Source organism: Marinimicrobium sp. ARAG 43.8, from assembly GCF_050113635.1.
Lineage (GTDB): Bacteria > Pseudomonadota > Gammaproteobacteria > Pseudomonadales > Cellvibrionaceae > Marinimicrobium.
The window spans coordinates 92,102-114,390 of sequence record NZ_JBNJLT010000002.1; the positions used below are offsets into that span (position 1 = coordinate 92,102).

General features: G+C 55.9%; 19 protein-coding genes. 11 read left to right on the forward strand and 8 right to left on the reverse strand.

Annotated elements, in window-relative coordinates; all coding sequences use genetic code 11:
- The first annotated feature begins 5 nt into the window (after nt 1-5).
- Together ACQCLF_RS05660 and wrbA are read left to right on the forward strand one after the other, a co-directional pair.
- The gene (locus ACQCLF_RS05660; RefSeq protein WP_426985332.1) at nt 6-2,279 is read left to right on the forward strand and encodes a heavy metal translocating P-type ATPase; all 2,274 of its coding nucleotides are present in this window, start codon (nt 6-8) and stop codon (nt 2,277-2,279) included.
- Nucleotides 2,280-2,374: 95 nt separating this feature from the next.
- Nucleotides 2,375-2,977: an NAD(P)H:quinone oxidoreductase gene (gene wrbA, locus ACQCLF_RS05665; RefSeq protein WP_426985333.1), complete on the forward strand. Its 603-nt coding sequence runs from the start codon at nt 2,375-2,377 to the stop codon at nt 2,975-2,977.
- A 126-nt stretch (nt 2,978-3,103) separates the two neighbouring features.
- On the opposite strand, the gene ACQCLF_RS05670 is transcribed toward wrbA, so the two are convergent.
- The 4 genes from ACQCLF_RS05670 to ACQCLF_RS05685 form a co-directional block, all read right to left on the reverse strand.
- Nucleotides 3,104-4,261, reverse strand: a complete 1,158-nt coding sequence (locus tag ACQCLF_RS05670) for an endo-1,4-beta-xylanase (protein ID WP_426985334.1) — start codon at nt 4,259-4,261, stop codon at nt 3,104-3,106.
- Between the two features lie 160 nt (nt 4,262-4,421).
- A complete protein-coding gene (locus ACQCLF_RS05675) occupies nt 4,422-4,838 on the reverse strand; it encodes a hypothetical protein (protein ID WP_426985335.1) in 417 nt (138 codons plus the stop codon).
- 101 nt (nt 4,839-4,939) lie between these two features.
- The gene (purU, locus tag ACQCLF_RS05680) at nt 4,940-5,812 is read right to left on the reverse strand and encodes a formyltetrahydrofolate deformylase (RefSeq protein WP_426985336.1); all 873 of its coding nucleotides are present in this window, start codon (nt 5,810-5,812) and stop codon (nt 4,940-4,942) included.
- An 81-nt stretch (nt 5,813-5,893) separates the two neighbouring features.
- Nucleotides 5,894-6,796 carry an AEC family transporter gene (locus ACQCLF_RS05685; RefSeq protein WP_426985337.1) on the reverse strand — a complete coding sequence of 301 codons (903 nt, stop codon included), beginning with the start codon at nt 6,794-6,796 and terminating at the stop codon, nt 5,894-5,896.
- A gap of 587 nt (nt 6,797-7,383) precedes the next feature.
- Between ACQCLF_RS05685 and ACQCLF_RS05690 the strand changes: the two genes are divergently transcribed.
- The 6 genes from ACQCLF_RS05690 (at nt 7,384) to ACQCLF_RS05715 (ending at nt 16,542) form a co-directional block, all read left to right on the forward strand.
- Nucleotides 7,384-10,320 (forward strand): ribonucleoside-diphosphate reductase subunit alpha, encoded by a 2,937-nt coding sequence (locus tag ACQCLF_RS05690; RefSeq protein ID WP_426985338.1) that lies wholly within the window; start codon nt 7,384-7,386, stop codon nt 10,318-10,320.
- A gap of 87 nt (nt 10,321-10,407) precedes the next feature.
- Nucleotides 10,408-11,685, forward strand: a complete 1,278-nt coding sequence (locus ACQCLF_RS05695) for a ribonucleotide-diphosphate reductase subunit beta (RefSeq protein ID WP_426985339.1) — start codon at nt 10,408-10,410, stop codon at nt 11,683-11,685.
- Nucleotides 11,686-11,854: 169 nt separating this feature from the next.
- Complete coding sequence (locus tag ACQCLF_RS05700; protein ID WP_426985340.1) at nt 11,855-13,027, forward strand: HNH endonuclease; 1,173 nt, start codon at nt 11,855-11,857, stop codon at nt 13,025-13,027.
- 2 nt (nt 13,028-13,029) lie between these two features.
- A complete protein-coding gene (locus ACQCLF_RS05705) occupies nt 13,030-14,283 on the forward strand; it encodes a nucleotidyltransferase domain-containing protein (protein ID WP_426985341.1) in 1,254 nt (417 codons plus the stop codon).
- A gap of 544 nt (nt 14,284-14,827) precedes the next feature.
- Nucleotides 14,828-16,051 carry a HesA/MoeB/ThiF family protein gene (locus ACQCLF_RS05710; protein WP_426985342.1) on the forward strand — a complete coding sequence of 408 codons (1,224 nt, stop codon included), beginning with the start codon at nt 14,828-14,830 and terminating at the stop codon, nt 16,049-16,051.
- Entirely contained in the window at nt 16,048-16,542 is a 495-nt protein-coding gene (locus tag ACQCLF_RS05715; protein ID WP_426985343.1) for a Mov34/MPN/PAD-1 family protein, read from the forward strand. Before ACQCLF_RS05710 ends, ACQCLF_RS05715 begins: the two co-directional genes overlap by 4 nt.
- Nucleotides 16,543-16,548: 6 nt before the next feature.
- On the opposite strand, the gene ACQCLF_RS05720 is transcribed toward ACQCLF_RS05715, so the two are convergent.
- Entirely contained in the window at nt 16,549-17,097 is a 549-nt protein-coding gene (locus ACQCLF_RS05720; RefSeq protein ID WP_426985344.1) for an exonuclease domain-containing protein, read from the reverse strand.
- Nucleotides 17,098-17,466: 369 nt separating this feature from the next.
- Here ACQCLF_RS05720 and ACQCLF_RS05725 point away from each other — a divergent pair, with 369 nt between their 5' ends.
- The 3 genes from ACQCLF_RS05725 to fusA all read left to right on the forward strand — a co-directional run bounded on the left by ACQCLF_RS05725 (nt 17,467) and on the right by fusA (nt 20,252).
- Nucleotides 17,467-17,655, forward strand: a complete 189-nt coding sequence (locus tag ACQCLF_RS05725) for a hypothetical protein (RefSeq protein WP_426985345.1) — start codon at nt 17,467-17,469, stop codon at nt 17,653-17,655.
- Between the two features lie 88 nt (nt 17,656-17,743).
- Nucleotides 17,744-18,043: a DUF6122 family protein gene (locus tag ACQCLF_RS05730; RefSeq protein WP_426985346.1), complete on the forward strand. Its 300-nt coding sequence runs from the start codon at nt 17,744-17,746 to the stop codon at nt 18,041-18,043.
- Nucleotides 18,044-18,164: 121 nt separating this feature from the next.
- Nucleotides 18,165-20,252: an elongation factor G gene (gene fusA / locus ACQCLF_RS05735; RefSeq protein WP_426985347.1), complete on the forward strand. Its 2,088-nt coding sequence runs from the start codon at nt 18,165-18,167 to the stop codon at nt 20,250-20,252.
- 70 nt (nt 20,253-20,322) lie between these two features.
- Here fusA and ACQCLF_RS05740 read toward each other — a convergent pair whose 3' ends face one another.
- Genes ACQCLF_RS05740 through ACQCLF_RS05750 form a run of 3 tightly spaced genes read right to left on the reverse strand, consistent with a single transcriptional unit; the run spans nt 20,323 to nt 21,943 of the window.
- Nucleotides 20,323-21,309: a HipA domain-containing protein gene (locus tag ACQCLF_RS05740; RefSeq protein ID WP_426985348.1), complete on the reverse strand. Its 987-nt coding sequence runs from the start codon at nt 21,307-21,309 to the stop codon at nt 20,323-20,325.
- Entirely contained in the window at nt 21,306-21,638 is a 333-nt protein-coding gene (locus tag ACQCLF_RS05745; RefSeq protein ID WP_426985349.1) for a HipA N-terminal domain-containing protein, read from the reverse strand. Before ACQCLF_RS05745 ends, ACQCLF_RS05740 begins: the two co-directional genes overlap by 4 nt.
- Nucleotides 21,639-21,640: 2 nt before the next feature.
- Complete coding sequence (locus ACQCLF_RS05750; RefSeq protein ID WP_426985350.1) at nt 21,641-21,943, reverse strand: helix-turn-helix domain-containing protein; 303 nt, start codon at nt 21,941-21,943, stop codon at nt 21,641-21,643.
- Nucleotides 21,944-22,289: the final 346 nt, after the last annotated feature.

Sequence of the window (22,289 nt, forward strand, 5' to 3'; positions counted from 1 at the left end):
CCGCTATGGCTGACAACACCACTGTAAATCTACGCATTTCCGGCATGAGCTGCGCCTCGTGTGCAGCGCGGGTAGAAAAAGCCTTATCGGCCGTACCTGGCGTTACTGAAGCCACTGTGAATTTAACCACGGAAACGGCCCAGGTCAGCGGCGACGTCAACACCGATACGCTGGTACGCGCTGTAGAGGACAGCGGCTACGGCGCGCAAACCACTGACAACAATAGCTCGTCAGAAGACAGCGACAGCGCCCGACGGGAAGAGCGCGAGGCAGAACAACGCGCTTTACGCCGGGCCTTTTTCTGGGCACTCACGCTCACCCTGCCCGTTTTTGTCCTGGAAATGGGCGGGCATTTGGTGCCCGCGCTGCATCACTGGCTGAACGATCTGGTCGGTCGCCAGTCGCTCTGGCTGCTGCAGTGTGCGCTGACCACTCTCGTGCTGTTCGGCCCTGGTCGACGCTTTTTCCGCGCCGGTGTCCCGGCTCTGTGGCGACTCGCGCCCGATATGAATTCCCTGGTGGTGGTCGGCACCACCGCAGCCTGGGGGTACTCTCTGGTGGCCACGTTTTCACCCGAAGTGCTGCCGGACAATGCGGTGAATGTGTATTACGAGGCCGCCGCCGTGATTGTGACCCTGATTTTGCTGGGCCGCTGGATGGAGTCCCGCGCCAAGGGACGCACCAACCAGGCCATTACCCGTCTGGTGGGCTTGCAGGCCCGGCAGGCGCGAGTAATGCGCAATGGAGAGGAGGTGACGTTATCACTGGACGAGGTGGAAAAAGGCGATACGCTGGTGGTGCGCCCCGGTGAAAAAATCCCGCTCGATGGCGAGCTGATCGACGGCCACTCTTATGTGGATGAGTCCATGCTGACCGGCGAGCCGCTGCCCGTGGAAAAGCAGTCGGGTGATACGGTCGTGGGTGGCACTCTGAACCAAAACGGCACCTTTACCTGCCGCGTCACCCATGTGGGACGCGACACCCTGCTCTCCCAGATTATCCGGATGGTGGAGAACGCCCAGGGCTCGAAACTGCCCATTCAAACGGTCGTGAACAAGGTCACGCTCTGGTTCGTTCCCGCTGTGATGGGCGCGGCTTTGCTCACGCTGGTGATCTGGCTGATCGTCGGGCCGGAGCCAGCCCTGACCCACGCGCTGGTGGCGGCGGTGGCCGTGCTGATTATCGCCTGCCCCTGCGCCATGGGGCTGGCAACACCGACGTCCATTATGGTGGCCACCGGGCGCGCCGCCGAAATGGGCATTCTGTTTCGCAACGGCGAAGCGCTCCAGGCATTGCGAAACATGGACGCCATCGCGTTCGATAAAACCGGCACCCTGACACGGGGAGAGCCGCAACTGACCGATCTGATCACCGCCGAGGGCTACGAACGAAACACGGTACTGCGCTGGGCCGCCGCACTGGAACAACGCTCCGAACACCCCATTGCCAGCGCGATTCTGGCCGAAGCCAGAAAGCAGCAACTTTCGCTCCCCGAGGCCAGCGACTTTAACGCACTGACCGGCTACGGTGTGGAAGCCCAGGTGGACGGTCACTCCGTCGTGATCGGGGCCAGTCGATTGCTGGATAAACACGCCAAAGGCGGCAACCCGTTCGCCGAACGCGCCGAAGAATGGGCAGCGGAGGGCAAAACGCCGCTGTATGTATTGGTGGACCAGGAACCCGCCGCGCTGATTGCCGTGGCGGACACGATCAAGGAGTCCACTCCCGACGCTATCGGCTTCCTGCACGACGAAGACTTCCGGGTGGTCATGATGACCGGCGATAACCGCCGCACCGCCGACGCAGTGGGGCGCCAACTCAACATCGATGAGGTGGTGGCCGACGTGCTGCCCGAAGGCAAGGTCAAGGCGATTAAGGCGCTCCAGCAAGACGGTTTGAAAGTGGCTTTTGTGGGCGATGGTATTAACGACGCCCCGGCGCTCGCTCAGGCAGACCTTGGCATTGCCATGGGCACCGGAACAGATGTGGCGATTGAAAGTGCGGACGTGGTGCTGGTGAAGGGTGACCTGCGCGGGGCGGCAAACGCTATTGCCGTTTCACGGGCTGCGCTGCGCAACATCAAACAGAACCTGTTTTGGGCGTTTGCCTATAACACCGCTTTGATTCCCGTGGCAGCGGGCGCGCTCTACCCCGCTTTCGGTTTGCAGCTCTCGCCCGTTTTCGCCGCTGGAGCCATGGCGCTGTCGAGCGTTTTCGTGCTCGGCAACGCGTTGCGTTTGAAGCGCCTTCCCGTGGCCGTGGTGAGTAAAGAACCGTAAATCACGGAAGGTGACTCGCCTGTGCGATGGTCAGAAAGACGCGTACACTTGTAGACCCTTATTACCTGAATCAACAACATAGAAGGAGTTCTCCTATGACCAAAGTACTGGTGCTTTACTACAGCATGTACGGCCACATCGAAACCCTGGCCAACGCCATTGCCGAAGGCGCCAAAGGCGTTGAAGGTGTGGACGTCACGGTAAAACGCGTGCCGGAAACCATGCCGGAAGACGTTGCCAAGGCGGCGGGCGCCAAGCTGGATCAGTCAGCTCCGGTGGCCAAGCCGCAGGAACTGGAAGAGTACGATGCCATTATTTTTGGCACCCCGACTCGCTTCGGCAACATGTGCGGACAAATGCGCAACTTTCTGGACCAGACGGGCGGCCTCTGGGCCGCAGGAAAACTGATCGGTAAAGTGGGCAGTGTCTTCACCTCCACCGCCAGCCAGCACGGCGGCCAGGAAACCACCATTACCTCTTTCCATACCTCACTGCTGCACCATGGCATGATCATTGTGGGTGTGCCCTACGCCGTGCCCGCGCTGACCAATATGGACGAAGTCAGTGGCGGTACACCGTATGGCGCCAGCACCCTCGCGGGCAGCGATGGCAATCGCCAACCTTCGGAAAATGAACTGACGATCGCCCGTTATCAGGGTGAGCATGTGGCGAAAATTGCCATCAAGCAAAGCGCCTAAGTCGATAACCGCTGTTAAGCGGCTTCGGCTGGAGCAGCCATAAAAAACCCCGCCAACTCAAGGGATTGACGGGGTTTTTTAGCACTCCACTTCGAGGCACTTATTGCATTGTGGGCACCATTTATTTTATTCCGCTGTAGGCACTCTCAACAACGCATCCACAGCCGGTTTCGGGGAACCATCGCGGTTGAACAGCAGCGGATAGTTCACACGGTTTTCAATGGGGTAGTAATTTTTCCAGGACATATCGTCCGTGACACCCCACAGCGTTACCCGATCAATTTTGTCACGCTTGCGATAGAACAACTCGAACAGCTCTTCCCAGCGCTCGGTCAGTTGCTGCTGAACATCGTCCGGCAAACCGTCCGGGTACGGGTTCAGATATTCCACGAACTCTTCGTTCTGGTATTGCGGGTGCAACATGCCCGTGCCGATAATCTGGCCCTCGCGGGTGAGCGGCAACACATCCACATCCAGCTCGGTAATCATGACTTTCACACCCAGCTCCGCGTAGGCATCGATGGCGTCTTCGATGTAAGACATTTTCGGATAGTTCAGACCCCAGTGTGCCTGAATACCGATGCCATCAATACGAATACCCGCGTCCTGCAGCATTTTTACCATGCGCACAATGCCGTCGCGCTTTTCCGGACGCCAGGCGTTGAAGTCGTTGTAGTACAGTTCCGCATCGGGGGCGTATTCACTGGCGTATTGAAACGCGAGCTTCACCACATCGTCCCCGTTGCCGATGCTGTTCACCCAGGTAGTCGGACGATATTCGCCGTCATCCCCGATAATTTCATTCACCACATCCCAGGCATGAACTCGCCCGGCGTAACGCCCCGCCACCACTTCGATATGACGGCGCATGCGCTCTTTTTGCTGCTCGGGGGTATTGGGTTCACCGTCGTCGTTTTGAAAGAACCAGGCGGGTGTCTGGTTGTGCCACACCAGCGTGTGGCCAATAATAAACAAATCGTTTTCCTCACCGAACTCGACAAAGCTGTCGGCGGGACCAAAGCGATAAACGCCGGGCTCCGGATGAATTTCTTCGTTTTTCATCACGTTTTCCACGGTGACGCTGTTGAAATGCTCCAGCACAATCGCTTGTGAGGAGGCATCGTCACCCGTCGTGATGGCCTCATTCACGGCCACGCCCATTTTAAAGGCATGCTGGTAAGCGTCTTTCAGGTTGTCCGCCACCGGCGTTTTATCCATGCTGGACATCGGCTGGCAGGCGGTCAGAGTCAGGCCCGCGGCCAGCGCCAAAAGTGTTCGCGTCATACTGCTGTACCTCATGGTGATCTTATTGTGACGGTCTCATTTATAGTCATATTAACCACGAGGCAAGTGTACCCTGCCGCTCAAGCCGGTGCAAAAAAGCCACCGGGCGGTACGGCAAGCGAACGATTTCGGGATGAACCTGTTTAGCGGAAAAGCCTGTTCAGCGAGAAAGCCAGGCAATCACGATCAGCAGCAGGGCCAGCAGTCCACCCAACGCACCGAGTATCATAAAGGCCCGGTTGCGGCGACGCACCGCCGGCAGGCGCGCCATTACAGAGGCGGGGGTGGGCTCTTCAATGGAGGTACTGGCGGGGTCGGCACCCGCGAACCGGGAGCCTCCGGGGGTGTTCTCTCCCTCGGGTAACACAATCAGCAGCGCGCCCGCTTCACCGAACGCATGCCGCCACTGATCGGCTTCTTCCTTAGTATCTACCACTTTAAAATCCACCGAGCCTGGGGAAAACAACTCGGCTTCGGTCTGCTCCGGCGACATCTCCAACAATCGGGCCAGGTTATCGATGGCCTCTTGTCGACGGAAGCCGGTCACGGTATCACCCGTAAAAGTCAGTCGATACATCCGGTCACTCCTTTTGCAGGGATTGTGGTTGCAGAAGTTATAGCACTGAAAACATGGCGTGTGCTTCTGTGACAGTGTACCCGCCAGGCCCGTTCAACCCTTTAACGGGCAAATACCACCGTTTTGCTGCCATTGAGCAATACCCGATGCTCGGCGTGCCAACGCACCGCGCGGTTGAGCACCACCGCTTCGATATCACGGCCAATTTCCGCCATTTCTTCAGGCAGGTTCACATGGGAGACCCGCTCGACGGATTGCTCGATGATGGGGCCTTCATCGAGATCGGCGGTCACGTAGTGCGCGGTGGCACCAATCAGTTTCACGCCGCGCTCATACGCTTGATGGTAGGGGCGCGCTCCTTTGAAGCCCGGCAGGAACGAGTGGTGAATATTGATGGCCCGCCCACTGAGTTTGCGGCACAAATCGTCGGAGAGAATCTGCATGTAGCGCGCCAGCACCAGACACTCCGCGCCACTGTCTTCCATCAGCGCCCAGATGCGGGCTTCCTGTTCCGCCTTGGTGTCCGCCGTGACCGGCAGGTAATGGAACGGCAGCTGATACCACTCTGTCAGGTCCCGCATGACTTCATGATTGGACACCACGCCGACGATATCAATGGGCAGAGAGCCGTTTTTCCAATTGTTGAGCAGACCGTTCAGGCAGTGCCCCCATTGCGATACCGCAATCAGCACTTTAGGTTTGCAGTCCACATCAAACAGATCCCAGTCCATGTCATAGTGCTCGGCCACGGGCCGAAACAGATCCCGGATGGCAGGCAGCTCATACCCCGCCGGACACTCGAATACCGTGCGCATAAAGAAGCGACGTCGGCTGGTGTCCTCGAACTGGGACGATTCGCGAATATTGAAGCCCCGCTGGGCGAACAGGCTGGCAACCGCCGCCACAATACCCTGGGCGTCCTGACAACTGAACGTAAGTACTATTTCCCGCACACCTTCCCGCACACCAGCCATGAGTTCAATCCTGATTAAAATGACGCCGGCAAGCCTACTGGATGGGCGGACACCAGCTCAAGTGTTTTGTCACCCGACCCCTCAGGTACCCGCCAGGGGCAGGACCCATACCAGCACCATCGGCAACACCAGAAACGCCAGCAGCGTGGAGATCAGCACCATGGCCGCCACCTCCTGGGGCTGGCGGTCATAGCGCAGCGACAGCAGATAGTTGAAAATCGCCACGGGCATGGCCGCCTGCAACACCGCAACGCCCAGCGCCTCACCTTCCAGGCCCACCAGGCGGGCCGCCAGGTAACCCAGCGCCAGCCCACCCAGTACGCGCAAAGCGCTGAAGAGCAAGCTGCGTTTCCAGGCGACCAGTTTCAGGCGCGCCAGCGACACCCCGAGTGTCATGATCATCAACGGAATCGCAAAGCCGCCCAGAAGATCCGTGGTGTTAAACAACCAGCGAGGCAACTCGGTATCGGTCAGCAGCAGCGCCACCGCCAGCACCATCGCATACAGCACCGGCTGGCGTGCCAACGCCCGCAGACGCGCCCCGATACCTTCGGCGCGGGACACCATCACAATTCCCAGGGTAAAGGTGCTCAGCATCATCACCATGAAGGAAGCCAGGGCCAGGGCCAGGCCAGTTTCACCAAACGCGAACAGACACAAGGGCAAACCGAGGTTGCCGTTATTGGGGAACAGCAGGGATGGCAGGTAACCGGCGGGCTCCAATCGCAGCCAGCGGGTCACCAGATAGCCGATGACCAGCATGCTCAACGTCACCAACGCCGCGGCCAGCGCGACCCCGCCCATAATGCGGGGTTCGACTTCGACGCGGGACATGACCGACACAATGAGGCACGGGGTGGCAATATTCATGACCGCCCGGGAGACAAACTCGGACGGGTAGTCCTTCCCCGAATGCACCCAGCCATACCCGATGGCCGTGCCAATAAACAACGGGGCCATAATGGCCAGGAGTTCAGCGAGCATGTCGCTCCTTTGTGTGACAATTAAGACACTATTGTACCCAAAGCCTCTCAACAAACTAGAGGCAGCTCACACTTCAATGGCACAATAAATCACATGGACCGCTTCGCCATAAAAGTTTCTCTCAGTAGAATAAAATGATCTATCAAAACCCGGCCACCGTATTTTTGCCCGTTACCGCCCGACAAAACGCGGCCCCGGGGATAGCACTCACTGACCGACCGGTTTACACACATTTTATCCACAGGTCATCCCCTGTCTTGTCCGCTTGCATTCAGCTCAAAAGCGCATTATCTTGTAGCACATCCACGCAGCACCCCTATATATGGGGTTTTATGTAAGATACAGTTTTATATATAGGATTTCGGGAAACCTCCCCAACCGCTGCGCTCGTTTGCCCAATTTTGCCACCGCCTTCTCCCGGTGGCCGCGCTTGCGTACTGCGCAAGCCGTTTGATTTACATGCAAGTCGCTTTTTAGCACCTGCAAGTCGTTTTTTAGCACAAGTCGCTTTTTAAACGTCACGTTTGGCCCCCAAACGCCTGACTCTTGAATGACCACCGAATCCAGCTCGCTCGCGGAGACGCCCAATGCACACAGAAACCGACCAGTCCACCCCCCAAACGCGCCCGGAAGGCCAAGACGCCCACGCACAGCGCTCCCCCTCCAGCCTTTCCGCGACAGCCCCCGGTCAAGTGCGCGTGATCAAACGTAACGGCACCGTCGTGTCCTACGATCCGAGCAAGATCGCCGTGGCCATGACCAAGGCCTTCCTGGCCGTTGAGGGCGGCACCGCCGCCGCTTCCCGCCGGGTGCGTGAAACAGTGGAGAACCTGACCGGACAGATTACCGCCACCTTCAAGCGCCGGATGCCCTCTGGCGGCACCATTCATATTGAAGAGGTTCAGGATCAGGTCGAACTGGTGCTGATGCGCTCCGGCGAACACAAAATCGCCCGGGACTACGTACTGTATCGCGAAGAGCACGCCCGCCTGCGCGCCGAAAAGCAACCGGCTGCCACCACTCCGGTGGAAGACCCGGACTACCCCAGTATTGAAGTCACCCTGGACGACGGCAGCCGCTCCACACTGGACATCCAGCGGCTGCGCACCATCGTCAACGAAGCCTGCGCCGGCCTGAAGGACGTCAGCGAGAAAGCCATCCTCGACGAAGCCATGCGCAACCTGTACAACGGTGTCGCGCTGAAGGATGTGAACACCTCACTGGTCATCACCGCCCGCACCCTGGTGGAGAAAGAGCCCAACTACACCTACGCCACCGCCCGCCTGCTGCTGGACAAGCTGCGCGCCGAAGCCCTGAGCTTCCTCGGCGTGGCCGATTCCGCCACTCAGGGCGACATGGAAACCCTGTACACCAAGGCGCTGAGTGCCTATATACAGAAAGGCGTGGAGCTGGAGCTGTTGGCCCCGGAACTGCTGGGCTTTGATCTGGAAAAACTGGGCAAAGCCCTGATCGCCGAGCGCGACCTGCAATTCACTTACCTCGGCCTGCAAACCCTGTACGACCGCTACTTCATCCACAGCAACGATACCCGTATCGAGCTGCCCCAGGTGTTCTTCATGCGCGTGGCCATGGGCCTGGCCGTGGAGGAAGACAACCGTGAAGAGCGCGCCATTGAGTTCTACAAGCTGCTCAGCTCGTTCGACTACATGAGCTCCACGCCCACGCTGTTTAACGCCGGCACCCTGCGCCCGCAGCTGTCTTCTTGCTACCTGACCACCGTGCCCGATGACCTGCACGGCATCTATGGTGCCATCCAGGACAACGCCATGTTGAGCAAATTCGCGGGCGGCCTGGGCAACGACTGGACTCCAGTGCGCTCACTGGGCGCCTACATCAAAGGCACCAATGGCCGCTCCCAGGGCGTGGTGCCCTTCCTGAAAGTCGCCAATGACACCGCCGTGGCAGTGAATCAGGGCGGCAAGCGCAAAGGCGCCGTCTGTGCGTACCTGGAAACCTGGCACCTGGACATTGAAGAATTTGTCGAACTGCGCAAAAACACCGGGGACGACCGCCGCCGCACCCACGACATGAACACCGCCAACTGGGTACCGGACCTGTTCATGAAGCGCGTATTTGATGACGGCGAATGGACCCTGTTCTCGCCCAGCGACGTGCCCGACCTGCACGACCTCTACGGCAAGGCGTTCGAAGCCCGCTACAACGAGTACGAGCGCATGGCCCAGAACGGCGAAATGAGGCTGTTCAAAACCCTGCGCGCCAAAGACCTGTGGCGCAAAATGCTGGGCATGCTGTTCGAAACCGGCCACCCCTGGATTACCTTCAAGGACGCCTGCAACCTGCGCAGCCCGCAGCAGCACGCCGGTGTGGTGCACTCCTCCAACCTGTGCACGGAAATTACGCTGAACACCAAGTCCAATGAAGAGATTGCCGTGTGCAACCTCGGCTCCGTGAACCTGGCCCAGCACATTGTCGACGGCAAGCTCGACCACGACAAGCTGGCGAAAACCGTGAAAACCGCGATTCGCATGCTCGATAACGTGATCGACATTAACTACTACTCCGTGGACACGGCGAAGAACTCCAACTATCGCCACCGTCCCATCGGCCTCGGCCTGATGGGCTTCCAGGACGCCCTGTACCGGCAGCGCCTGCCCTACGGCTCCGATGAAGCCGTGCAGTTCGCCGATACCTCCATGGAAGCCATCAGCTACCACGCCATTAAAGCCTCGTGCGAACTGGCCAAAGAACGTGGCCGCTACGCCACCTTCGAAGGGTCACTGTGGAGTCAGGGCATTCTGCCCATCGACTCCATCCAGAAGCTGGCAGACGAGCGTGGCAGCGATTACATCGAAATGGACCTGGGGCAAACCCTGGACTGGGACAGCCTGCGCGAGGAAGTGAAGACTCACGGCATGCGTAACTCCAACGTCATGGCCATCGCCCCGACCGCCACCATCGCCAACATTACCGGTGTGAGCCAGTCCATCGAGCCCACGTACCAGAACCTGTACGTGAAATCGAACCTGTCCGGCGAATTCACCGTCGTGAACCCCTTCCTGGTACACGATCTGAAAGACCGTGGGCTGTGGGACAACGTGATGGTCAATGACCTGAAATACTACGAAGGTACCGTGCAGCCCATCGACCGCGTACCAGACGATTTGAAAGCGCTGTACTCCACCGCCTTTGAAGTGGAGCCCAAGTGGATCGTGGACGCCGCCAGCCGCCGTCAGAAGTGGATCGATCAGGCCCAGAGCCTGAACCTCTACATCGCCGGCGCCAACGGCAAGAAGCTGGACATCACCTACCGCATGGCGTGGTTCCGTGGCCTGAAAACCACCTACTACCTCCGTGCCCTGGCCGCCAGCAGCACTGAAAAATCCACCGTGACCACCGGCACCCACAACGCCGTATCCGCCGGAGGCGGTGGTGGTGTCGCCGCGAGCGCCGCCGCAGCCAGTGCTTCCGCCAGCAGTGGCGAAGCCGCGCCGGTGCCCAAGGCCTGCTCTCTGGACGATCCGGACTGCGAAGCCTGTCAGTAACCGTTGTGACCCGCGCGCCTCTCGGGAGGCGCGCCGATTCAAACAAACCAAACACTCTGAACCAAACAACCAAAGGTAAACCGCGCCATGTTAAGTTGGGACGATTTCGACGCCGCCGAAGAGACTCCGCAAAAAGCCAAGCCGGCTCCCCAGCGTGCGCCGGAGCCCGAATCCAAAGTTCAGGAACCGGCCGCCAGCTACGATAGCGCCCCGGCCCAGGCCGCTGCCACCTCTGAGGCCCAACAGGCCCAGGGCAACGGCAAGGTGTCCGATGCCGTGGCCCAGGCCCGCGAATCCCTCGAACACCTGGACGTCGCCCCCGGCCTGGAAGAGCTGGAAATGGGCGCCTCACGTATTGAAGTCGACGACAAGCGCATGATCAACTGCCGCGCCGACCTCAACCAGCTCGTGCCCTTCAAATACGACTGGGCCTGGCAGAAATACCTGGACGGCTGCGCCAACCACTGGATGCCGCAAGAAGTGAACATGACCGCGGACATCGCCTGCTGGAAAAGCAAAGACGGCCTGACCGAAGACGAACGCCGCATCGTCAAGCGCAGCCTCGGCTACTTCTCCACCGCCGACTCCCTGGTCGCCAACAACCTGGTGCTGGCCATCTACCGCCTGATCACCAACCCCGAGTGCCGCCAGTACATATTGCGCCAGGCGTTTGAAGAAGCCATTCACACCCATGCCTACCAGTACTGCATCGAGTCACTGAGCATGGACGAAGCCGAAATCTTCAACATGTACCGCGAGCTGCCCTCGGTCGCCGCCAAGGCCGCCTGGAGCCTCAAGCACACCCAGACCCTGGGCGACCCGACCTTCACCACCGGCACCCCGGAAACCGACCAGGAACTGCTGCGCAACCTGGTGGCCTTCTACGCCGTGACCGAAGGCATCTTCTTCTACTGCGGTTTCAGCCAGATCCTGTCCATGGGCCGTCGCAACAAAATGACCGGCGTGGCCGAGCAGTTCCAGTACATCTTGCGCGATGAATCCATGCACCTGAACTTCGGCATCGACGTCATCAACCAGATCAAACTGGAAAACCCGCACCTCTGGACCCCGGAATTCCAGAAAGAAGTCACCCAGATGATTCTGGAAGGCACCGAACTGGAAATCGCCTACGCCCGCGACTCCATGCCCCGCGGTGTACTCGGCATGAACGCTGGCATGATGGAAGAGTACCTGCACTTCATCGCCAACCGCCGCCTCGCGCAGCTCGGCCTGAAAGAACAGTACCCCGGCGCCCAGAACCCCTTCCCCTGGATGAGCGAAATCATGGACCTGCGTAAGGAGAAAAACTTCTTTGAGACGCGGGTTATTGAGTATCAGACGGGTGGTGCGTTGAGCTGGGATTAATCCATCCCCTCGCAAAGACATATAGAACCTTTTAGCCAAGGACGGCCGCACCGGAACACACAGGGAAGCTCGCTTTGTTGAATTAACATTTAGATCTAGTCTTGGAATATATCTTATACGGCGCTACCACTGTTAGTTAAGTACACGCGCACCTGGGGGGCACACTGCGTTGGAAGAGAAAGACAGCACCACCCCATCCAAAGGACGATTCAACACAACCGCTGAAGTGAAACAGGTAGTTTGGATCCGAGCGGCAGGTCACTGTGAACTCTGTGGCGTAGACCTTACGCACGACTATCGAGTTGGCGCGCCGATTAAATGGGGGGAAGTAGCTCACGTCCTACCAGCGAGCCCAAAGGGCCCAAGGGGCCGTACTGAGCACAGTGTTGAACAGGCACAAGCTCTCACGAATGATTGTGCTAACCTCATGCTTCTATGTCGGAATTGCCACGGGAAAATTGATCGAGATGCCGAAGGCTATCCCGAAAACGACTTGAGAGGATTACACCAAGCATACCTAGAGCGACTCAGGCTGGCTGCAACAACACCGGACAACGGAAGAGCTATTCCCGTAATAGTCCAAAGCCAACACTTTGCCACCCAAAACGATATACCTAGCCGTGAATTATTAGTAGCCATGTCGGGTGAAGGATTAACGGCGCTCGACCACCCGATCAAACTCACGTTTCGAGCACCTGGCGCGAGAGGTAGAGATGCCCTATATTGGCAAAATATCAAAGACGACATCCAACATGAGCTGGACAATCAACTAAAGCGACGTGGTGGCCAGTTTGGCGACACGCCGACACTCGCAGTAGTCGGCTTAGCCGACATTCCGGCGTTAATCCAACTGGGACAGGCGATCGGTGATCGCTCCAAGCGACTACTGTTCTCACTTAACCGAGAACACGGTTTGTATTGGCCAGACCAGCATGCCGCTCCCCCTGAGTTTCTCGTTTCTGGCCCTCCTCCCGGCGATGGCCAACTGGCACTTGTGTTGTCGATCTCCGCAAAAATCCCTTCTCGGGATATATATGCAGCCCTACCAAATTCACGTATTGCAGAATTCAGCATCCCAGAACCTAGCTACATGATGGTCAAGAACCGTCGAGTAATTCATGCATTCCGCAATGCGCTCCAAAAATGCCTTAGCCAGCTCGAAGCAGAAACTCCAGGCGAAATAAATGTTTTTCCGGCGATTCCGGCAGCTTTAGCCATTGAGTTCGGAGCTCTACTCACGACTGAACACCAGCACCCGTACATCATATTTGATAGGGATAGCTCCACTCAGAACCAATTCCAACCGGTTCTTCATTTACCGTCAAGTGCTCAGGAGGCCTAATCGTGGGAATACTCAACGAACAAACCAAGCGCAGCAGCTGGGAATACTTTCTTCTCAGGGCTGCACAAGAAATCTCATTATCGCAAGCTCAGTATGAGACGATCGAAAATCGTTATGCGCAGCTACAGAATATTCTAGACGCCTCCGATAACCCGATGCTATCTGAAGCCCACATTTTTATTCAGGGATCTATAAGGCTAAAAACCACAGTCAAACCGGCACCTAAAGCCCCGGAAGACCTAGATACTATTGATGCCGATGCAATCGTCTGGCTACCTAATACCAAAGACGCGAGCGCGAGCGAGGTTTTGGAGGCCATCGAAGCACGATTTAGAGACGGTAGTCGCGTCCAACAAGAGATTCAACAGTTGCGTAGAGGGATACGAATCGTCTACTCAGATGAGAACCCCGGATTCCATATTGACATAACACCTGCGCGAGCGATCAACGGAAACGGCGAAGAAAAGGGAAAGGGCAAACTAGAGGTTCCAGATCGAGTCGCTGGATGGAAGCCAAGTAGCCCAATTCCATACTCCAATTGGCTTAATGCAGCTTCCCAAGAGGAAATCACGCTGGAAAGCTACTTGGCCGTTGCCAAGAGCCAGAGAGCCTATGACGCCGCAACTCAGGACCCGTTACCCGACTACCAGTCATATATCAACCAGGACGCCCTTCGCGCGACCATCAAACTACTTAAACGGCACCGTGACGAGTGGGCCATTCGTTCCGGCAACGAAGGGAGTAGACCAATATCAGCGGTCATTACAACGCTTGCTACGCATGCATACCTTGATGTGGTCGAAGAGTCTCGGTCGCAGCCACTTAGACCATTGGATGTGATCATTGAGATTGTCCGTAGAATGCCGAACTTTATTGAATACAAAAATAGCCAGTATAGAGTATTGAACCCAGCGGACCATGGCGAGAATTTTTCTGAAAAGTGGAACAGAGAAACTGAGGGTCGCATTTACCGTCAAGCATTTTCTGATTGGCACACGAGCGCTATTTCATCGGTGACCTTGGGATTAGAAAACTTTGACTCTGCAACAGCTTTTGCTAGCGCAGCTAATGAGAGCTTTGGAGTGGGCCCAACGTTTGTCACTCTTATCAACAATGAGATTCCAGCTAACTGGACGATGCCGGGTCGTCCCGAGGGAAAAACTCGCAACGCATTGTCTATGGGAGCGCTCTTCGGTGGTACGACAACCAGCGGTAAATCTCAAGCTGACGTAAAGCCGGTTGAACGTCTTGGTTGAGAGTTATGATAATCCTCTAGAGCGAGGGGTGGCGGCTCTAAGAAAGGCCTTGGGTGAAGAAGCGGCGGAGGCCCTTCTTCACCCCGCCTCTACGAAAGCTGACGAAGCCACGACCTTCCTATTTCCTCTGCCGGTTGACTATACGGGCACGCAACGACAAGTACGTATAGGCTTCCCCAAAAACTTCCCAGCGGACCCGATTAGGTTGCATGTCGAACCCTCGCCGTGGCTTGTCTGGCCTCACGCCACGAAATCTGGACTATGTCTTCATGGATTTCGAGAGCGCCCCATCACCGGCTCCCCTGAGTCCATAGTACAAGACAGCATCTCGCGGCTAGCCAGAATTATAACCTTATGCCAATTGGGATCTGATGACGCTGAACGAGAAACAGAATTCCAGAATGAAATTACGTCCTACTGGGAAATGCAGCATGCAAGTTCTCTTCAAAACATTATTCTATTAGATCGCCCAAAGAGCGGATCAGAGCTATTCGCTCTCAGCGATCCTCGGTTCGCCGTCCCTTCCGGACAGGAAACCGTCTGGATGGCGACAGATATTTCAGTTATTAGAACTCATTTTCTTCGTCTCATCGGACGCCATGTAAAGATCAGATCCCTTGAGTTGCCTGGCTTCTATGTAAAACTGAAGTCGTATCCAGATATTCGAATTCCAGATCCAGCTAAGATTATGGACTGGTTAACACCTCATTTGTCTAATGAAAGCTCGCAGAAGCTAATGAGCTGGATCGAAGAACGGGGATCGATAACAAACAGATGGATTGTACTGGAACTGCCTGGCAATGAGGGATCTTCGACCTATTGCCTAAATCTTCGCTCCGGCAGTTTACAGCCTAATCGTGGACCACGGTTTGGGCTGCGATCATCATACAGAACGGCGAGCAAATCCGGACAAGGCTCTCCCAAACTTGTTCAATCATCTACGGTCGATATTCTGGACCGTTCCACTATACTGTCCCGCGACTTGCATGGGATTGCTCAGGGTCTTGATAGTTCGCATGTTATCCTCGTTGGCGTTGGCTCCCTCGGTGGAGCCGTAGCTGCACAGCTTGCCAGGGCTGGCGTTGGCCGCATCACTCTAATAGATCCAGAGATACTTGTTTCTGAAAACATTGGAAGGCACGTGCTCGGCGCTGATGATCTAGGAAAGCCCAAAGCCTATGCGCTGCGTAACAGAATCCTCAAAGACCTCCCAACAGCCAAAGTTGAAGCTTATGCTACCTACGCCGAAGCCGTACTGCATCAGAAAAAGGACTTGTTTGAGAAAGCGAATCTAGTCATAGTTACAACAGCTGACTGGGAATCTGAGGTCGCACTTTGGAGGGTCAAGTCTCAAGGAGCTATTTGGGGCTTACTTCATGCTTGGAGTGAGCCTTATACACAAGTAGGACACGCGCTCTTCGCACCCAGCGGATCGCCTGATGCCAGATACCTGTTTGAAGATAATGGCAATTTTCTTCACAAGTACACTGAATGGCCAGAGGGCGGAGTCGTTCCATTACCGGCATGTGGAGAAAGCTTTATTCCAGGTGGATCATTGGGAATGACAAACGTGGCTTCAATGGTATCCCAATCCGCTTTGCGAGTTCTTTCCCGCGAACTCTCGACTGCCACATGGATAACAACGATCTATAGGCCTCAAGATGTCGCGGGATTGGGTGGTCGATACTTAGGGCCACCATTGCCAGATGGCGTACAACAATCCATTTTGGAACGTAGATGGCCAGATCAAATGGAAAGTGTCGCATGACCGGCTTCGCCTGGACCTGGAAATGGCCAAAGTTGGATTGCGAGCTTTTAGTTTCTAAATCTGTAGCAAAAGTTCTCAACCAATACCGACAGAAAAGATTCAACTTAGAAAGAGGTGGTCAGCTATTTGCCGACCTCGGAAACTCGAACGGCCTAGTACTTTCCGATGCCACTCCTCCACATTATAACGATCAAGCGGGGAAATCGTGGATAAATCTGGATCCAGAAAGGTGTAAGCAAGAAATTTTGGATGCCAACGAAAGAGGATTGAGGTTGGTTGGGTACTGGCACACTCATCCTCAGTCGGTTCCTGAGGTCTCCCACGCAGATATAGAGAGCTTCCGTCGCTTCTCAGAGAATAACAGTCAGCAACTACCCAGCCCTATCGCTGTAATCGTAGGGACTTCAAATAAATCCAATGGCATAAGAGCTTGGTCCTTCAGGCAAGGAAGCTATATTGAAGGTGTTTGGTCTGAATATCTTGGAAGCTGAACATAATCAACCCTTTGAACCTCTCTTCAACATTAGAGCAAACAACTCCGCCTGAAAACGCGCGTCATCCAATGCATTATGGTTTGGTGAAGTTTTCGGATTGAGAGCCACTGACATTTTGGAGGATTTTGTCTCCTTCCAGCTGCAACCAAACGCTCCCATAAAATAGGCTTTCATATCAATTGCCGTAAAACCAAAAGGGTTATTCCCTAGATACTTTTGGAAGTAATAGTTAACGAATGACCAATCAAAAGGTGCGTTAAGTCCCACAAAAATGGCTTTCTGTTCTGGTAGGCAGAATGATTCAATCCATTCGCCAAATAACTTCATAGCTTGTTCAGGCTCAAGCCCCTCTCTCTCTAAGCGGTCTAGGCTTAAACCAGAAACAGCAAGAGCTTCTGAGTCGTGATGTTTACTTACAGGCTTTAGCTCAAGATAGATATATGTTGTAGACTCACTTACTAGACATGCCCCAATAGAAAGCATGCTGTACTCGCCAGGCACAGGGCCAGACGCTTCTACATCAACGGAAACATAAATCTCATCACTAACCACGTTTCTCTCCACTTTTGGTTAAGATGTTCAAGATTTCTGGCCTTCCCAGTCTACTTTGAACTGAACAGTACTGATAGGGTTACGGCCTGCACTTCTATCGAGATTTTTCCAGAAACGCTGTTCTCGTTATCAATTAGAGTAGAATTGGACACCCACATTTTGAAAATGTCCCCGAAATAGACCTGCTTTCGCACGGCCCAATTCGCAGAGCTACTCCTTGCTGAGAGGAAATTTCGCTTTGATAGGCGAAAATGTCGTATCTAGAGGGAATTTGGACGAGCAAAGAGCTGGAGCCTATTTGCTTGGCTAGGGGTTGCGAAGTAGTCTGGCGGTGTCCTCGACCGCTCGACACCAATAGGGAACTGCCACATGAAAGCCCAAGCCCGTCTACTCGACAAGCTGTGCCAATGCCTTCCGGAGCGTCGGCTTGAATGGCTCGACTTGCGGAGCGAAAGGCGACGCGCAGTTCAGGTGGTAGGCAGCGCCTGGGCGGCAGAGGATCAGGGGCTGGAGGGGGATCATCGCATGACGAGAACTCCTGGCTCGGCCCGCAAATAAAGGGGGATGGACGGAATATAATTTAGTCCCTTCGTCCCCTTTTACCCATCCACTAACCCGAAAAAGACCCATCCCAAGCATGTCATTCATGTCGGTTTTTCACATTTTCCTCCATTTCGCGGTTCCGGCGATCGTCGCCCGAGTGTTCTTTAAGGAGAAATGGCTAAAAGCCTGGTTGATCATGGTAGCGACTATGGTGGTCGACCTCGATCACCTACTGGCTGACCCCATCTACGCTCCTGACCGTTGCAGTATCGGCTTTCATCCACTCCATAGCTGGCCCGCCATAGCGGCCTATGCCGGCTTGGCTGCCTGGCCCAAAACCAGGCTGATTGGCCTGGGCCTGCTGATTCACATGGCACTGGATGGGATAGACTGTTTCGCCTGAGAGGGCAAAACTAAGCCGCTGGTCGGAAATTCGTCATTTTTTACGAGCAAAATTCCCCCATTTCCAGTATATTTGCCGCCTAATTTTAACCCCCGTGTTCAACCCAGCTTTAGAGAGCGCTATGACTGATCTATCCCTTTACCGCAACATCGGTATCTTCGCCCACGTAGACGCCGGCAAAACCACTACCACGGAGCGTATCCTGAAGCTGACGGGTAAAATTCACAAGCTCGGTGAAACGCACGAGGGTGAATCCACCACCGACTTCATGGACCAGGAAGCCGAGCGCGGCATCACCATCCAGTCGGCCGCCGTCAGCTGCTTCTGGAAAGGGCACCGCTTCAACGTCATCGACACCCCCGGGCACGTTGACTTCACCGTGGAAGTGTACCGTTCACTGAAGGTACTCGACGGCGGCATCGGCGTGTTCTGCGGCTCTGGCGGCGTGGAGCCCCAGTCCGAGACCAACTGGCGTTATGCGAACGACTCCAAGGTGTCGCGACTGATTTTCGTCAACAAGCTGGACCGCATCGGTGCGGACTTCCTGCGCGTCACCGACCAGGTCAAGAAAGTTTTGGGCGCCAAGCCGCTGATTATGACCCTGCCGATCGGCCGCGAGGACACCTTCTCGGGCGTCGTGGACCTGCTGACCCGCAAAGCCTACGTCTGGGATGATACCGGCCTGCCGGAAAACTACACCATCACCGATGTACCGGCCGATATGGTGGATGACGTCGAGATGTACCGCGACCAGCTGATCGAAAACGCCGTCGAGATGGACGACGACCTGATGATGGCCTACATGGAAGGCGAGGAAGTCAGCGAAGACGACATTAAGCGCTGCATCCGCAAGGGCACTCTGGAGCTGGCCTTCTTCCCCACCTACTGTGGTTCGGCCTTCAAAAACAAAGGTATGCAGCTGCTGCTGGACGCCGTTGTCGACTATCTGCCCGCGCCGCAGGAAGTGAACCCGCAGCCGCTGACCGACGAAGAAGGCAACCCGACCGGCGAGCACGCCATCGTGTCTCCCGACGAGCCCTTCCGCGCCCTGGCGTTCAAGATTATGGACGACCGTTTCGGCGCCCTGACCTTCATTCGGATCTACTCAGGTCAACTGAACAAAGGCGACACCATCCTCAACTCCTTCACCGGCAAAACCGAGCGTGTGGGCCGGATGGTTGAGATGCAGGCCGACGAGCGTAATGAGCTGTCGTTCGCCACCGCAGGCGACATTATCGCCATCGTGGGCATGAAAAACGTGCAGACCGGTCATACCCTGTGTGATCCCAATCACCCCTGCACCCTGGAAGCCATGGTGTTCCCGGAGCCGGTGATCTCTATCTCGGTGTTCCCGAAAGACAAGGGCGCCACCGAGAAGATGGGTATCGCCATCGGCAAGATGGTCGCCGAAGACCCCACCTTCCGCGTTGAAACCGATAGCGACTCGGGTGAGACCATCCTCAAAGGCATGGGCGAGCTGCACCTGGATATTAAAGTGGATATCCTCAAGCGCACCTACGGGGTTGAGCTGACTGTCGGCCAGCCGCAGGTGGCCTACCGCGAGACCATCACTCAGGAAATCGAAGACAGCTACACCCACAAGAAGCAGTCCGGTGGTTCCGGTCAGTACGGTAAGATCGACTACACCATCAAGCCCGGCGAGCCGAACACTGGTTTCACCTTCAGCTCCTCGGTGGTGGGCGGTAACGTTCCCAAGGAATTCTTCCCCGCCATCGAAAAGGGCTTCAAGTCCCTGATGGGCTCTGGCCCTCTGGCCGGCTTCCCGGTGTTGGACGTGGATATCGAGCTGACAGACGGTGCTTACCACGCCGTTGACTCTTCGGCCGTTGCGTTCGAAATTGCCGCCAAGGGCGCCTTCCGTCAGTCCATGCCCAAAGCTGGCCCGCAGTTGCTCGAGCCGGTTATGAAGGTGGACGTGTTCAGCCCGGAGGACCACGTGGGTGATGTTATCGGCGACCTGAACCGTCGTCGCGGCATGATCTCCGGTCAGGAGCCAAACGCTACCGGCGTTCGCATTAAAGCCGATGTACCGCTTTCAGAAATGTTCGGTTACATCAGCACCCTGCGCACCATGACCTCTGGCCGCGGTCAGTTCTCCATGGAGTTCTCGCACTACGCGGCCTGCCCGGCCAACGTGGCCGAGACTGTGATCGCCAAGGAAAAAGAGAAGAAAGCCGCCGAAAAGTAACCGCGGATGGGTGTCACTCGGAGCCCCACCAGCGAAAGCTGGTGGGGCTTTTTTTTGGAGCCTCACACCATTAGCCTGGACTCATGACGTTAAGCCGTTCCCGCACCACGACCTCTGCCCTCTCACGCATAGCCTTCGGCATAAAACTGTTCTGGATCAAGGTTACCGCCTTGTCTTCCAGGGAGACCAGCTTGCTGGCAAAATTATTTATCGCTCGCTCTGGAATCTTCAGCCGCCGCCCCAGCTCAAGGAAATCCTTCAGGGTATAGAAGCCCAGCCGCTCGTAGCTTTCCGTGAAGTCGTCATTGGCCAACAGGTCCAGCGCCAGAAAGCTATCCTGGGCGGAATGCTCAAAGCCGCCACAGAACAAGACGTCGTAGTTTGGGGTCAATAGATCGTAATAGCTGTAAAACGCTTTGGGTGTAGCGCGGCGCAAGCTCAGGTTTTTCAGGTGCAGGTCGTCGTTCCCCATCACATAGGCGAGCATCACCCGCTTGATCATTTCCAGAACGGGCGCTGGCTTGCCATTGGTGGCTTTTGAAATAATGTGACCAGCCGCTTCATAGCTAAGCCGGTACTTATCCTCGGATGGAAGTCCTGCGGCTTGCAGCAGATCCTCTTGGGGCGCCTTGTTGCCTTTGGCGTCCCGGTCAAACCGGCGGCACACATAGGCAAACTCGCCGCCTTTAAAAGGGATCAGGCCGCACAACGCGGTCTCGATGCCAACCAGGCGACTCAACTCCATTCCGGCGTGTTCGTTCTCGGCGGCGTGGGGATAGGCTTCGGGGCTTGGCTTGAGAATGTAAAGCCCACCCTCGTCTACCGGCACTAACTCACCCGCGCGTACTCCCAACGGGAGCTTCTCTTGAACGCCAGAGATAGACATCCCTTTGGTGTAACGGCCTCCGGCCTGGAAGAATTCAGCTCGGGTAAACGGTAATACAGGTTTCATTTTCAAGCTGCCGAAAAGGCGCTTATATTCAGCATCCCGGTAGCCTGGGTGCGTCTCTTTGCCCGTCAGGGGCTTGAGGCTGATGTGACAATACTCATTCATCATTCTTTACTCGGCAAAATGCTGACCGCACCCACCAGGTCACGGCCATTGGCCAGAAGAAGCCCAAATCGATCCTCTTCGGCAATACGCTGGGTTTGCGATTGGGTGCGTCGCAGCCAGCCCTCGGACACCAGGTTGTCGAAATACCCGGGAAAGTGTTCAAACTCATAGACCGCTTGGCTCAACGGAAACTGAACCCCGATCGGCCGACCGCCGTTGACTGGGTAGTTGGGGTCATAGGTGAACCGGTACCCGGCACCGGTTTCCTCGAGGACGCCAGCGAATACTTCCAAAAAGTACACATCTGCCTTTCGTTTTTCGGCGCTGGCCATAATTACTCTCCGATGTACAGTCTCAGCCCCAGGGCGCCAGCGAGCCGTTTCAGAGTATCGAGCTGCACCGATAGCTGTCCGTTCTCCACATTGACGACAGAGGTGATGCCCACGCCCGCCAAATCCTGGAGGTCGGCCTGCTTGAGCCCTTGGCGGAGCCTGGCCTCGCGGATCACCTCACCAGCGTTTTCAATGGGCACCGGTGGCGCCGCCCCTTTGGACCGGTACTGGGCCAACTCCTGCTCCAAGGCCTTTGCCAATTCGGCCAACTGCTCCAGTTGCTGGCTCAAACGATTAGTCTCCATAGAAAATCACCAGAAATCTATAAATTGATATATTTATCTATTAAAACCTACAGAATTTCGTTAATTCTATAGAATAGAACCGGTTATTCAACTATTTACTCTATTTTTTTAGATAAAAACCGCAAATTAATAACTTCGCACTGTGTAGTGCCTAGTGGCGATATCCCTTGAATCCAGTGACACGTTTTCGCACAGATTGTTTGGCAAATTGCGCTCTATAAGAGAAGCACTGCAAAGGCTTTTCCGTCCCAGCCTCACCTTCGGATCGTTATTGTCATTGCGACTCGCATCACTCCCCCGTCTGGTTTATAGTGACGGCCGTTCGATTTTCGCACTTAGCTTGTAC

Excerpts from the sequence above, each read along its gene's own strand:
- ACQCLF_RS05660 (WP_426985332.1), top strand. The coding sequence starts at position 6 with ATGGCTGACAACACCACTGTAAATCTACGCATTTCCGGCATGAGCTGC.
- wrbA (WP_426985333.1), top strand. The coding sequence starts at position 2,375 with ATGACCAAAGTACTGGTGCTTTACTACAGCATGTACGGCCACATCGAA.
- ACQCLF_RS05670 (WP_426985334.1), bottom strand. The coding sequence starts at position 4,261 with ATGACGCGAACACTTTTGGCGCTGGCCGCGGGCCTGACTCTGACCGCC.
- ACQCLF_RS05675 (WP_426985335.1), bottom strand. The coding sequence starts at position 4,838 with ATGTATCGACTGACTTTTACGGGTGATACCGTGACCGGCTTCCGTCGA.
- purU (WP_426985336.1), bottom strand. The coding sequence starts at position 5,812 with ATGGCTGGTGTGCGGGAAGGTGTGCGGGAAATAGTACTTACGTTCAGT.
- ACQCLF_RS05685 (WP_426985337.1), bottom strand. The coding sequence starts at position 6,796 with ATGCTCGCTGAACTCCTGGCCATTATGGCCCCGTTGTTTATTGGCACG.
- ACQCLF_RS05690 (WP_426985338.1), top strand. The coding sequence starts at position 7,384 with ATGCACACAGAAACCGACCAGTCCACCCCCCAAACGCGCCCGGAAGGC.
- ACQCLF_RS05695 (WP_426985339.1), top strand. The coding sequence starts at position 10,408 with ATGTTAAGTTGGGACGATTTCGACGCCGCCGAAGAGACTCCGCAAAAA.
- ACQCLF_RS05710 (WP_426985342.1), top strand. The coding sequence starts at position 14,828 with ATGGCGACAGATATTTCAGTTATTAGAACTCATTTTCTTCGTCTCATC.
- ACQCLF_RS05715 (WP_426985343.1), top strand. The coding sequence starts at position 16,048 with ATGACCGGCTTCGCCTGGACCTGGAAATGGCCAAAGTTGGATTGCGAG.
- ACQCLF_RS05725 (WP_426985345.1), top strand. The coding sequence starts at position 17,467 with ATGAAAGCCCAAGCCCGTCTACTCGACAAGCTGTGCCAATGCCTTCCG.
- ACQCLF_RS05730 (WP_426985346.1), top strand. The coding sequence starts at position 17,744 with ATGTCGGTTTTTCACATTTTCCTCCATTTCGCGGTTCCGGCGATCGTC.
- fusA (WP_426985347.1), top strand. The coding sequence starts at position 18,165 with ATGACTGATCTATCCCTTTACCGCAACATCGGTATCTTCGCCCACGTA.
- ACQCLF_RS05740 (WP_426985348.1), bottom strand. The coding sequence starts at position 21,309 with ATGATGAATGAGTATTGTCACATCAGCCTCAAGCCCCTGACGGGCAAA.
- ACQCLF_RS05745 (WP_426985349.1), bottom strand. The coding sequence starts at position 21,638 with ATGGCCAGCGCCGAAAAACGAAAGGCAGATGTGTACTTTTTGGAAGTA.
- ACQCLF_RS05750 (WP_426985350.1), bottom strand. The coding sequence starts at position 21,943 with ATGGAGACTAATCGTTTGAGCCAGCAACTGGAGCAGTTGGCCGAATTG.